We start from the raw sequence: 12760 nt of genomic DNA, 5'->3' as shown, positions 1-12760 counted from the left end.
CTGCTTTGCTGTGTTACGGCCGGTAGAAATGAGAGTTTTAATTGCTGTTAAACTGAACGACTCAATTGGGCTTATTTTCGGGGAGAAATTGTGCAAAGTGCAGTTCTATTACTGGCTGTATTCTTGGGCCTGTTTGCCGGTATTGCGCTCTCCCTGATGCTGGGGCGCGGTAAAATTTCGGCTGCAGTCGAGCAGGCTAATGCCATGTCGGCAACCGAGATGGCATTGCAGGCGCAGCAGATAGCGGCACAACAGGCGCAGTTGGCCAAGGCACAGGATGAGGCCGAGCAAGTTCGCCTTGAGCTTTCTCGTGTGACGGGCTTATTGGAAGGGCAATTGCAGGCCCGCGCGCAATTCGAGGAGAGGGCGCGCCAAGTGCCGGCTCTGCAGTCGCAGCTGTCGGCTTACGAGCAGGCGATGGCGAATGAGCGCAAGTCTTGCCAGCAGTATGCTGCCGCCTTGTCTGCCGAGCGCGAGCGTCATGCGGGCACCTCCGCGCGGACGCAGGCACTGCAAGAGGCGCAAGCGCAGTTGCTGCAGCAACAGATCGAGACCGAGCGACGTCGTGATGCTTTGGAGTCTGAGCTTGCAACCATGCAACAGGCCTTGGCGGATGCGGGCGCCAGTCAGGCCGCTTTGCAAGGACGGCTTGAGACCCTGCTTGAAGTTCCCGCACAACTGAAGGCGGCAGTGGGGGCGCGTGATGATCTGGCGACACTGCAGGCAACGCTGCGCGAAGAGTTGGGGCGAACCAAGGCGATGCTTGCCTCAGCGCAAGCCGATAGCCAGGCGCTGGCTGAGCGTCTGGCGCTGACGCAAACGCAGCGGGACAGTGCCGAGCTTGCACGTCATGCGCTGCAAAGTGAACTGGCGGCATTGAAAACCCAGCTGGAGGCGGACCGCGAGAGCGCGGGCAAACAGCTGGCCTTACTTGCCGAAGCGCGAGAGGCCATGTCCACCCAGTTTGAAAATCTGGCCCAGCAGATTTTTGAAGCCAAAAGCCAGCGCTTTGCCGAGCAGAATCAACAGAACCTCGATACTTTACTTGGCCCGCTGAAGACCCAGATTGACGGGTTCAAGGCCAAGGTCGAGCAGGTCTATGTCGAGGAAGGCAAGGGGCGCAGCGAGCTGAAAAGCCAGGTCGAAATGCTGGCCGGCTTGAACAGGACCTTGAGCCAGGAAGCCAGAAACTTGAGCCGTGCGCTTAAGGGGGACAATAAGGCACAAGGCAACTGGGGCGAGCTGATCCTCAAGGATTTGCTCGAGCAATTGGGTCTGAGTGCCGGTGTCGAGTTTTTCGAACAGGCCAGTTACACCCGCGACGATGGTAGCCGGGCACAGCCGGATGTGGTGCTGCGCTTACCCGAAGGGCGGAATCTGGTGATTGATGCCAAGGTATCGCTGGTTGATTACACCCGCTATGTGGCAGCAGAAACCGATGCCGAGCGCACGATCGCGCTGGCGGCCCATTTAGCCTCGGTGCGCAGCCACCTTAAAGGGCTGTCGCTACGCGAATACCAGAAGCTGCACGATCTGGATGCGATCGATTTTGTCTTGATGTTCCTGCCGGTCGAGCCTGCCTTTATGCTGGCGGTGACGCAGGATAGGGATTTGTTCCGTGAAGCATGGGATAAAAACGTGCTGCTGGTCAGCCCGTCTACGCTGATGTCGGTGGTGCGTACCGTGTCTCACCTGTGGCGCCAGGAGAAGCGCAACCGCCAGACCGAGGCCATCGTTAAATGCGGTACCCAGCTGTATGAAAGTGTGTGTGCTTTTGTCGCCGATTTTGACAAGCTGGGTACGCGTTTGCGTCAGGCACAGGACAGTTTTGAATCGGCTAACCGCCGCTTGAGTCATGGCAACAACAATATGATAGGTAAGGCCGGGCAGCTTAAGGAGCTGGGCATTAGCTCGACCAAGCAGATCGAGGCCAGCCATCTGGAGCGTGCCCGTTTACAGGAAGAATTGGCGCGGCCGCAGGATGCGGCCGCACTGGGCACAAGCTGAGCGGGCATGGCTTGCTGCCCGCTCAGCTTCCCGGCTCAGGATTGAGCTGCTACATGGTGCATGGCACGCTGCGAGCGCTCTTCGCGCGGGGTGATATTGAAGTGGCTGCGGTAGGTGCTGGAGAAGTGCGGCCCGCTGGAAAAACCGCAAGCCAGACCGATTTGTACGATGGACTTGGAGGTTTGTTGCAGCAGTTGCCGGGCGCGGTTCAAGCGCAGTTCCAGATAATACTTGGATGGAACGGTACTTAAGTATTGTTTGAACAGACGTTCAAGCTGGCGGCGTGAAACGCCGACATAAAAGGCAATATCATCCGTTGATAGCGGCTCTTCGATATTGGCTTCCATCAGGCTGACCGCTTCGGTGAGCTTGGGCTGGCTGCCGCCGATACGGGTGACCAGCGGAATACGCTGGCGCTCGTTACCCGGGCGGATGCGCTCCATGCTGAAAATTTCCGACAGGCGTGAGGCGAACTCGCTGCCTAATAGCCCGGAAACCAGCATCACCATAAAATCCAGCGTAGCCGCACCGCCGGCACAGCTGGCGCGGTTGCGGTCGGCTTCATACAGATTGCCCGACACGATCACATCGGAAAACTCGTCGGTCAGGCGACTGATTTCCTGCCAGTGTATGGTGGCGCGATAACCGGACAACAGTCCGGCACGCGCCAGCCAGTAGCTGCCGCAACCGATGCCGGCAATCAGCATTTTGTCATTGCCGGGCAGGGCGGCGGCACGGGCCAGTTCTTCTACTGCTACTTCCCCATGCGTATCACCCGCGAGGACAAACAAGGCATCCAGTCGTGGTGCGTTAAGCAGGGGCAGATCAACCTCCAGCTTTTGGCCGTTGAGCAGCGTCACCGCTGCGCCATCAAGCGAGAGTGTCAGATATTCATAACAGCGTTTTTCTGCCAGCTGATTGGCTGCGACCAGCACTTCAGTGGCAATGGCCAGATTAGCCATTGAAGCATTTGGCAGCAGCAAAAAGCCGTAACGTAGCTGTTTATTTGCCTGTAACTTAGGGTGAACCATGAATTCGGGGTAACCGGTGTGAGCATTGGTTAAGGATCAAGCTTGCCTGCCTGTTCAGCATTGCGACAAGGTAATACGACTATTGTACGTTTATTGTGTGGTTTCCGGTGCGATCACTTTAGCTTGCGGCTTGTCGCCGTAGATATCGAAGCCAAAATATTTGTTTTGTATTTTATGGTAGCGTCCGTTTTGTCTGATTTCTTGTAATGCCTGATTCAGTTTGAGCCTTAAAGCATGGTTGCCTTTCTTCACTGCAATGCCGGCACCCGGGCCAAAGTAGGCCGGATCGGAAAAGCTATGGCCGGTAAAGGCAAAGTCACGTCCGGCAGGCTTGCGTAAAAAAGCCTGTTCCCCCACTGCGCTATCGACAAACACGGCATCAAGCTTGCCTTGCTGCAAGGCTAGGAAGGCATCACCGATCTCGCTATAGCTGATGATTCTGGCTTGCTGCGTGCCCCAGCGTTTACGGGCAAAGTTTTCCTGAGTCGAGGACTCCAATACACCGATGCGCTTCGCCTTCCATGTGCCGGCTTCCGTCTGGCCATGTTTGCGGCTGATCAGACGGCTGGGTATGTTGTAATACTTGTCACTGAAGTCAACTTGATGCATGCGTTCCGGGGTGATCTGCATGGACGACAAAATGGCATCGAATTTCCCCGCCTTGAGCGCAGGGATCAAGCCATCCCAATCCTGAGGGACGATCAGGCAGCGTACTTCAAGTGTTTGACACAGGGCATAGGCGATGTCGATATCGAAACCTTGTGCCTGCCCCTTTTTGTCCTGCCAGGAAAAGGGGGGGTAGTTGAGATCGACACCGAAGCGTAGGACGGGCGCACCATAGGCTATGGCCGGCAGCAGCCAGAGCCAAGCCAGTAGGCCGGAAAAACGTCTCATTTTGTCTCCATATTGATCCGGCTTGTGCCATTTATTTGAGCGAGCTGATTGATTATGGACTGCTCAGGCGCGGCGATTTTAACGTGTTATGCCCGGTGTGGGTATGTATCTGCTTGCCAGACACGAAGTTTCATTGCTTTTTGGCTATGGTAAGCATTCATGCATACAAATTGTAGTTCTGGGTATGTATACATGCGTGTCGCAAAACAAGAATGCGCTTATTGGAGCAGCATCTACAATGCGTCGACACTACCCAGTGACCATACAATAAAGGGAAGCTCCATGTCGTTTAGCAACAAGACCGAACTTGTCCGCCTGATTGCCGATATCCAGGGACTGGCCAGACAGAAGCTCTCTTCTGCCGAGTCCGATCAACTGCTTCCTTTTTTCCCTATTTATTTCGAAGAAACCGAGTATGCCGACCTGTCGCGCCAGAGTGCGCAGGATCTGGTTGGTGTCGCGATGACGCATTACGAGTTTGCCGGGCAGCGCTTGCCAGGGCAAGTCAAGGTTCGAATTTACAATCCGGACTTCGAGCGTGATGGCTGGCAAAGCACGCATAGCGTGATCGAGGTCGTCAACGACGACATGCCCTTCCTGATTGACTCGGTTGCCATGTTCCTGGCGCGCCATAGCCTGAACCTGCATTTGCTGGTGCACCCGGTGGTCGCGGTGGCGCGCGATGCCTCGGGTCAGCTGCAGGAGATTAAACGCACCGAAGACCGCAGCTTGCCGCTGGAGTCGCTGATTCATGTGCAGATGGACCGCGTCAGCGATGAGGCGCGACTGCATGCTTTGCAGCAAGAGCTAACGCAGGTACTGGCCAGCATTCAGCTGGTGGTGCGCGATGAGCCGGTGATGCGTGAGCGGGTGAGTGCCCTATGCGAAGAGCTGGCCGGACAAGGCGAGCAGGGGCAGGAGGGGCGGGCTTTTCTCGAGTGGATGGCTGCCAATCATTTCCTGTTTATGGGTTACTGCAGCTATGACCTGGTTAAGCGTGACGGCAAGGACAGCCTGAAGATCGTCAAGGACTCGGGGCTGGGCATATTGGAAGACCAGGGAGGCAAGGAATATTCCGCCAGCTTTGAAGCGCTGCCGCAAGCACTGCGCGAGCTGGCGCATCTACCGCAGCGCATTGTGCTGAACAAATCGCAGTCGCGCTCCATTATCCATCGCCCGGCTTATATGGACTTTGTCGGCATTAAGCGCTTTAACGCCGCCGGTGAGGTCGTCGGCGAGTCGCGTTTGCTGGGTCTGTATACCGCCAGCGCCTATCAGGCACCGCTGCATGAAATTCCTATCCTGCGCGAGAAGCTGGCCTATGTGACCGAGAGTTGCGATTTTGTCGACAACAGTTACAAGGCCAAGACCTTGGGTTTTGTGCTGGAAACCTATCCGCGTGACGAGTTGTTCGAGATCGAGGCGGAAACCCTGCTGCCGATTGCCGAAGGCATTGTCAATCTGCAAGAGCGTCCGCGCGTGCGCCTGTTTGTGCGTAAGGATAGATACCACCGTTATGTCAGCTGCCTGGTGTATGTGCCACGCGACAGCTTCAGTACCGAAGTCAGGCTCAAAATCGAGAAAGTCTTGCTGGCTGCTTTTAACGGCAATGCGGCCGAGTTCAGCGTGCAAATCGGTGATGGCGTACTGGCCCGAGTGCATTACATTATCCGTACCCAGGCGGCAGATCTGCCGGCATACCGCGAGAGCGATGTCGAGCAGGAGATTGCCCGCGTCGTGCGCGGCTGGGTTGACGAGTTGTCGGTGCAATTGACCGAAGCGCATGGTGAAGAGCAGGGCAATGCCTTGTTCGGCCTGTACCAGTCGGCATTCCCGCTGGCTTACCGCGAAGAATTCAGCGTGCGCAGTGCCGTGCATGATATCCAGCATATCGCGCAGGTCAGCAGCGAGCAGCCGCTGGCGATCAAACTGTATCGCCCCTTCCACCGGGCTTCCCAGCAGTTCAATCTGAAACTGTTCCGTAGCGGCGCACCGCTGGGCCTGTCGGCCAGCATGCCGATTCTGGAAAACATGGGCGTCAAGGTGCAGGACGAGCATCCTTACCGTATCGAGCGTGCCGATGGCAGCATGGTGTGGATTTCCGATTTCGGTCTGGAGTTGGGCGCAGCCTATGCGCAGATGGCGGATGAGGACGTTCAGCAGGACTTCCAGCAATTGCTGGCTGAAGTCTTTGCCGGGCGTTGCGAGAGTGACGGTTTCAACCGTCTGGCACTATTGGCCGGGCTTAACTGGCGTGAAATCACGCTGGTGCGTGCGCTGGCCAAATATCTGCGCCAGGCCGGCCTGACTTTCAGCCAGGCTTATATCGAACAGTGTGTAGCCAATTACCCGCAGATTACCCGCAAGCTGGTCGAACTGTTCGCCGCCAGACTGGCGCCGGCACAGCAAGATAGCGTGCGCGCCGAAGCATTGTGCAGCGAACTGAAGGGCATGCTGGATAAGGTGTCCAATCTGGATGAAGACCGTATTCTCAACGGTTTCCTGACCGTGATTATGGCGACCCGCCGCACTAACTTCTGGCAGGCGGATGCCGAGGGTCAGACCAAGTCCTATGTGTCGTTCAAGCTCGAGTCGGCGGCGATACCGTTTCTACCGCAGCCGCGCCCGCTGTTCGAGATCTGGGTGTACAGCCCGCGTGTCGAGGGCGTGCACTTGCGCGGCTCCAAGGTCGCGCGTGGCGGTTTGCGCTGGTCCGACCGCATGGAAGACTTCCGCACCGAAGTGCTCGGCCTCGTTAAGGCGCAGATGGTGAAAAACTCGGTGATCGTACCGATGGGCTCCAAGGGCGGTTTCGTCTGCAAACAGCTGCCGGCGGCGTCCGAGCGCGAAGCCTTTATGGCCGAGGGCATTGCCTGCTACAAACTGTTTATTTCGGCCTTGCTCGACTTGACCGACAACCTGGTGAGCGGCCAGATTGTGCCGCCACAGCAGGTCGTGCGCCTGGATGCGGATGATCCTTATCTGGTGGTGGCCGCCGATAAGGGTACGGCCAGCTTCTCCGATATCGCCAACGGCGTGTCGGCACAGTACGGCTTTTGGCTGGGCGACGCGTTTGCCTCCGGCGGCTCGGCAGGTTACGACCACAAGGGCATGGGTATTACCGCACGCGGGGCCTGGGAAGCGGTCAAGCGCCACTTCCGCCATCTGGGCAAGGATATCCAGCGCGAAGACTTCAGCGTGATCGGTATCGGTGATATGGCCGGTGACGTGTTTGGCAACGGCATGCTGCTGTCCGAGCATATCTGCCTGAAGGCCGCATTCAACCATCTGCATATTTTCCTTGATCCGAACCCGGTCGCCAGCATCAGCTTTGCCGAGCGTGCCCGCCTGTTTAATCTGCCACGCTCGTCGTGGACCGATTACAACCGCGAGCTGATCTCGGCAGGCGGCGGCATCTTCGAGCGTTCGGCCAAATCCATCCCGCTGTCGGCAGAAGTGCGCGCCTGGCTCAAGACCGAGCGCGAGAGCATGGCGCCATCCGAGCTGATTCACGAGATTATCAAGGCCGAAGCCGACCTGCTTTACAACGGTGGTATCGGTACCTACGTCAAAGCCACGAGCGAGAGCCACGCCGATGTGCGCGACCGTGCAACCGATGCATTGCGCGTCAACGGCTGCGAGCTGAACGTTAAGGTGGTCGGCGAGGGCGGCAACCTGGGCTGCACGCAAAAAGGCCGTATCGAGTTTGCCCTTAAGGGCGGCCTGATCTGTACCGATGCGATCGACAACTCGGCCGGTGTGGACTGCTCTGACCATGAGGTGAATATCAAGATCCTGCTGGGCGGCGTGATGCAGCAAGGCGATATGACCCTTAAGCAGCGCAATGAGCTGCTGGCGGAAATGACGGAGGAAGTCGGCCATCTGGTGTTGCGCAACAACTATCTGCAGACGCAGATTCTGGCGGTTAATCGCCTGAGTGCGCCGCAGATGCTGGGAGCGCAAACGCGCATGATGCTGGCGATGGAGAAAGCCGGCGAGATTAACCGCGCGCTGGAATATCTGCCGACCGATGCCCAGCTGGCCGAGCGCCGCGCGCAGCGTGCTGGCCTGACCACGCCGGAAGTGGCAGTGCTTTTGGCTTATAGCAAGATCACGCTGGATCAGGCGCTGCTGGCCTCGGATCTGCCGGACGATGCGGATTTCCTGCCGATTCTGGTCGATTATTTCCCGGGGCCGCTTAAGGTGCGTTTTGGCGAGGCGATGAAGTCGCACTATCTCAAGCGCGAAATTATTGCCAACCAATTGGCTAACCGTATCGTCAACCGCATGGGTACCACCTTCATGTTCCGCCTGAAGGAAGAAACCCCGCTGCCGGCTTGCGATATCGCGCGCGCCTGGTGGATTGCCAGCCATGTATTTGACGCCGAGAAGCTGTGGTGTGAAATCGAGGCACTGGACAACCGTGTGCCGGCCGATTTGCAGGTCGAGATGATGGTGCTGGTGCGCACCCTGATCGAGCGCGTTACGCGCTGGGTACTGCGTAACCGTCGTCCGTTTGGTGCGGTGAGTGCGCAGATCGAGCGTTATGCCAGCAAGGTGCAGGCCTTGCTGCAAAGCCTGCCGCAACTGATCGATGCGGCGGCCTACCCGCAAGTGGCCGCACTGGAAGCACGCATGGCGGTAGAGGGCATGCCGCAACAGTTGGCGCAGGTGCTGGCGCGTCTGGAGTTTGCCGTGCCGCTGATGGATATCATCGAAATTGGCGAGGGCAGTGACAGGGCGCTGGAAGATCTGGCCGCCGGCTACTTCACGCTGGGACGCGAGCTGCAGCTGGACTGGCTGTGTGATGCGATTACCCGCTTGCCACGCGAAAACCGTTGGCAATCGCTGGCGCGTTCGGCCTTGCGTGACGACCTTTACCGCATGCATCGCCGCCTGACGCAGTTGGCGCTGGATGCCGGAATTGAAGGCGATTTTGCCCATTGCTGGCTGGAAGTGCGCGCGGTGAATGTCGAGCAGTGTCAGCAGATGTTTGCCGAACTGCAAACCTTCGAGTTACTGGATCTGGCCATGCTGTCGGCTGGTATGCGTGAGCTGAATAACCATTTGCTGAGTTAAGCGCATAAGCCGGGGTCACTCGGCGGCAAAGGCAAGGGCCTGCTCGAAAGAGCAGGCCCTTTTTTTATGTCGTGCCCGGAAGTCGCCGTGTCTGGCAATTATGCAACAGTTTTTAAGGTATTACGTTTGCAATAGAGCAATGACTCTTTACTTGGGCTCGCACAGGCGGTAGCTTTTATAAAAGTAAAACTAAGTTCCGCTTTGCGGAACGAAATAAGATGGGAGACGGTATGGCGGATGAAGTTCTGGTCAGTTTTCGTGGTGTACAAAAAAGCTACGACGGCGAATCATTGATTGTCAAAAATCTGGATCTAGACATCCGTCGCGGCGAATTCCTGACCCTGCTCGGCCCCTCAGGTTCGGGCAAAACGACCTGCCTGATGATGTTGGCCGGCTTCGAGACGCCCAGCCACGGCGCAATCCATTTTGATGGCAAGCTGCTCAACCATATCCCGCCACACAAACGCAATATCGGCATGGTGTTTCAGAACTATGCGCTGTTTCCGCATATGACGGTGGCGGAGAACCTGGCCTACCCCCTGACCTTGCGCAAAATGGGCAAGAGCGAGATTGCCGACCGGGTCAAAAACGGGCTGGCCATGGTGCGCCTGGAGAGTCTGGGTCACCGTTATCCGGGGCAGCTCTCCGGCGGTCAGCAGCAGCGTGTCGCGCTGGCGCGGGCGCTGGTGTTCGAGCCCAAGTTGGTGCTGATGGATGAGCCCTTGGGCGCACTGGACAAGCAGTTGCGCGAGCATATGCAACTGGAAATCAAGCATCTGCATGAGCGTCTGGGGGTGACGGTGGTGTATGTCACCCATGACCAAGGCGAGGCATTAACCATGTCCGATCGTGTGGCCGTGTTCAAGGACGGCATTATCCAGCAGATCGATGCCGCCAGTACCTTGTACGAGTCGCCGGCCAATTCTTTTGTGGCCAACTTTATCGGTGAAAACAATACCCTGCGCGGTGAAGTAGTGAATCTGGCTGGCGAGCTGTGCGATGTACGCCTGCATGATGGGGCGCTGGTCAAGGCGCGGCGTGTGGCCATGCTGGGCTCGGGCGAGGTGACCTCAATGTCGGTTCGCCCGGAGCGGGTGCGGCTGAATGCGGCGGCGGCGGGCTGTGAAAACCGGCTGCAAGCCAGGCTGATGGAGTTTATCTACCTGGGGGATCACGTGCGCTTGCGTATGGAGGTGGCCGGGCAGGGGGGCTTTATCGTCAAGGTGCCGGTCGGCGAAATCGATGCCGCCTGGCAGGTGGGTGACATGATGGATGTAGGCTGGATGGCACGCGATGTGCGGGCGCTGGATGCGCTGGCAGCTTGAGTGGCGGGAAAAATAAGTACAAAACCGAATAACAGCAAGGAGAGCGCAATGAACAGGATCAAAAAGAGTGTGGCACTGGCCGTGATCGGCGGTTTTGCCTTGCCAGCCTTGGCCGGTAAGTCGATTACCGTGATTTCTTTTGGTGGCGCCAACAAGGCGGCGCAGGAAGTCGCGTTTTACCAGCCGTTTGAAAAGACGAGCGGCATCGATGTGACCGCCGGGGATTACAACGGCGAAATGGCCAAGATCAAGGCCATGGTAGATGCCGGCAAGGCCACATGGGATGTGGTCGAAGTCGAGTCGCCGGAGCTATTGCGCGGCTGTGAGGAAGGGCTGTTCGAGAAAATCAACTGGGCCAAGGTGGGTAATAAGGCCGATTTTGTCAAGCCGGCGGTATCCGAGTGCGGCGTGGGGATTTTTGTCTGGTCGACGGCACTGGCCTACAACGCCGACAAGCTCAAGGTCGCACCTGCCAGCTGGAAGGATTTCTGGGATGTGAAGAAATTTCCCGGCAAGCGAGGCCTGCGCAAGGGGGCCAAGTACACGCTGGAGTTTGCGCTGATGGCCGATGGGGTGCCGGCTAATCAGGTCTACAAGGTGCTGGGTACCAAGGCCGGGGTGGATCGCGCATTCAAAATGCTGACCCAGCTCAAGCCGCATATCCAGTGGTGGGAAGCCGGCGCGCAGCCGCCGCAGTTCCTGGCTTCCGGCGATGTGGTGATGAGCTCGGCGTATAACGGCCGCATCGATGCCGCACAAAAAGACGGCAAGAACCTGAAGGTGGTGTGGAATCAGAGCATTTACGACGTCGACTCCTGGGCCATCCCCAAGAGCGCCAAGTCGGCCGAGGCAACCCAGTTCATCGCGTTTGCCAGCAAGGCAGAGCAGCAGAAGAACTACGCCAGCCAGATTGCGTATGGCCCGACCAATACCAAGGCCATCAAGCTGTTGCCGGCCAAGGTGGCCGCCAACTTGCCAACCGACCCGGCCAACCTGAAGGGGGCGCTAGCAATCGATGTCGGCTTCTGGGTGGATAACGGCGAAGATCTGGAACAGCGCTTCAACGCCTGGGCCGCGCGTTGATTCAAGGCTGGCCGCAGCATAGGCTGCGGCCGTTTTGGCGGTGCCGTTAAGGCACCCATCCTGTCGGGTATTTCCATGTCTGAAAGCTTTTCCATGAATACGCCGCTTACGGCGGCAGATGGCGTGCCGCTCAAGACACGCTTGCAGCAGCAGCGGCGTATGCGCCAGTTCAAGGCTTTGTTGCTGGTGTTGCCGCTGGCGCTGTTTTTGTTGCTGACCTTTCTGGTGCCGATTGCAACCTTGCTGACACGCAGCGTCGATAACCCGGAAGTCGTCAGCGTGCTGGCTGAAACCAGCCAGACGCTGCAGTCGTGGGATGGCAAGAGCCTGCCAGCGGTGACCGTGTATGAAGCCCTGGCCCGTGATCTTGCGCGTGCGCAAGCGGCGAAAACCGTATCGGTAGCGGGCAAGCGGCTGAATATGGAAGCCAGCGGTTTTCGCTCTTTATTGCAAAAATCGGCACGGCAGATGCCGTTGACGCTGGAGGCCGGCCAGGATGCGCGTACTGCTTTTATTGCGCTGGATGAGCGCTGGGGGGATGCCTCGCATTGGCAAATCATTGCGCGCAATGGCCAGCACTGGACGCCTTACTATCTGCTGAGTTCGCTGGATCTGAGGCAGGGCGCCGATGGGCGTGTGCAACGGGTGCCCGAAGAGGAGCGCGCTTTTTTGTCGATTTTCGGCCGCACCTTGTGGATGAGCTTCTGGGTCACCGTGTGGTGTCTGGCGCTGGGCTATCCACTGGCTTACTGGCTGGCTACTTTGCCGACCCGCAAGAGCAATCTGCTGATGATTCTGGTGTTGCTACCGTTCTGGACTTCGGTGCTGGTCCGGGTGGCCTCGTGGATCGTGCTATTGCAGTCCGAAGGGCTGGTCAATGGCGCTCTGCTCTGGCTGGGCATCGTGGATGCGCCGTTGGAGCTGGCATTCAATCGCACCGGGGTCTACATCGCCATGGTGCATATCCTGCTGCCCTTTGTGATTTTGCCGGCTTATAGCGTGATGAAAAGCATACCGCCTAGCTATATGCGCGCAGCGATCTCGCTGGGGGACCATCCGTTTGCCGCTTTCTGGAAAATCTACTTTCCGCAAACCATTGCCGGGGTGGCTGCCGGCGCCTTGCTGGTCTTTATCATGTGCATAGGCTACTACATCACGCCTGCGCTGTTGGGGAGTCCGCAGGAGCAGATGGTCAGCTATTACGTCGCGTTTTACACCAATGTGACGATTAACTGGGGCATGGCTGCGGCCTTGGGTTCTTTGCTGCTGCTGGCCACCTTGCTGCTGTACGGCTTGTATAGCCGGCTGGTCGGCGCTAACCGCTTAAGTCTGGGGTAAACC

The 12760-nt window shown here is 57.8% G+C and carries 7 protein-coding genes; 5 read left to right on the top strand and 2 right to left on the bottom strand.

The annotated features are described in order from the left end of the window. Window positions 1-90 precede the first annotated feature (90 nt). Window positions 91-2007: a DNA recombination protein RmuC gene (locus M3P88_RS16010; protein WP_249616102.1), complete on the top strand. Its 1917-nt coding sequence runs from the start codon at window positions 91-93 to the stop codon at window positions 2005-2007. Between the two features lie 35 nt (window positions 2008-2042). Here M3P88_RS16010 and M3P88_RS11100 read toward each other — a convergent pair whose 3' ends face one another. Both M3P88_RS11100 and M3P88_RS11095 read right to left on the bottom strand, forming a co-directional pair. Continuing rightward, entirely contained in the window at window positions 2043-2969 is a 927-nt protein-coding gene (locus tag M3P88_RS11100) for a GlxA family transcriptional regulator (RefSeq protein WP_249616101.1), read from the bottom strand. Between the two features lie 159 nt (window positions 2970-3128). Beyond that, window positions 3129-3932, bottom strand: a complete 804-nt coding sequence (locus M3P88_RS11095; protein WP_249616100.1) for a transporter substrate-binding domain-containing protein — start codon at window positions 3930-3932, stop codon at window positions 3129-3131. 282 nt (window positions 3933-4214) lie between these two features. On the opposite strand from M3P88_RS11095, the gene M3P88_RS11090 reads away from it, so the two are divergent. The 4 genes from M3P88_RS11090 to M3P88_RS11075 all read left to right on the top strand — a co-directional run bounded on the left by M3P88_RS11090 (window position 4215) and on the right by M3P88_RS11075 (window position 12757). After that, the gene (locus M3P88_RS11090) at window positions 4215-9011 is read left to right on the top strand and encodes an NAD-glutamate dehydrogenase (protein WP_249616099.1); all 4797 of its coding nucleotides are present in this window, start codon (window positions 4215-4217) and stop codon (window positions 9009-9011) included. A gap of 230 nt (window positions 9012-9241) precedes the next feature. Next, a complete protein-coding gene (locus M3P88_RS11085; RefSeq protein WP_249616098.1) occupies window positions 9242-10336 on the top strand; it encodes an ABC transporter ATP-binding protein in 1095 nt (364 codons plus the stop codon). 48 nt (window positions 10337-10384) lie between these two features. Then, window positions 10385-11419, top strand: coding sequence for an ABC transporter substrate-binding protein (locus M3P88_RS11080; RefSeq protein WP_249616097.1), 1035 nt, complete (start codon window positions 10385-10387; stop codon window positions 11417-11419). A 75-nt stretch (window positions 11420-11494) separates the two neighbouring features. Continuing rightward, a complete protein-coding gene (locus M3P88_RS11075) occupies window positions 11495-12757 on the top strand; it encodes an ABC transporter permease (protein WP_249616096.1) in 1263 nt (420 codons plus the stop codon). Window positions 12758-12760: the final 3 nt, after the last annotated feature.

This window comes from Craterilacuibacter sp. RT1T, assembly GCF_023502145.1.
GTDB lineage: Bacteria > Pseudomonadota > Gammaproteobacteria > Burkholderiales > Chromobacteriaceae > Craterilacuibacter.
The sequence above is the reverse complement of the archived record's forward strand: the minus strand, read 5'-3'. Positions and strand labels throughout refer to the sequence as shown.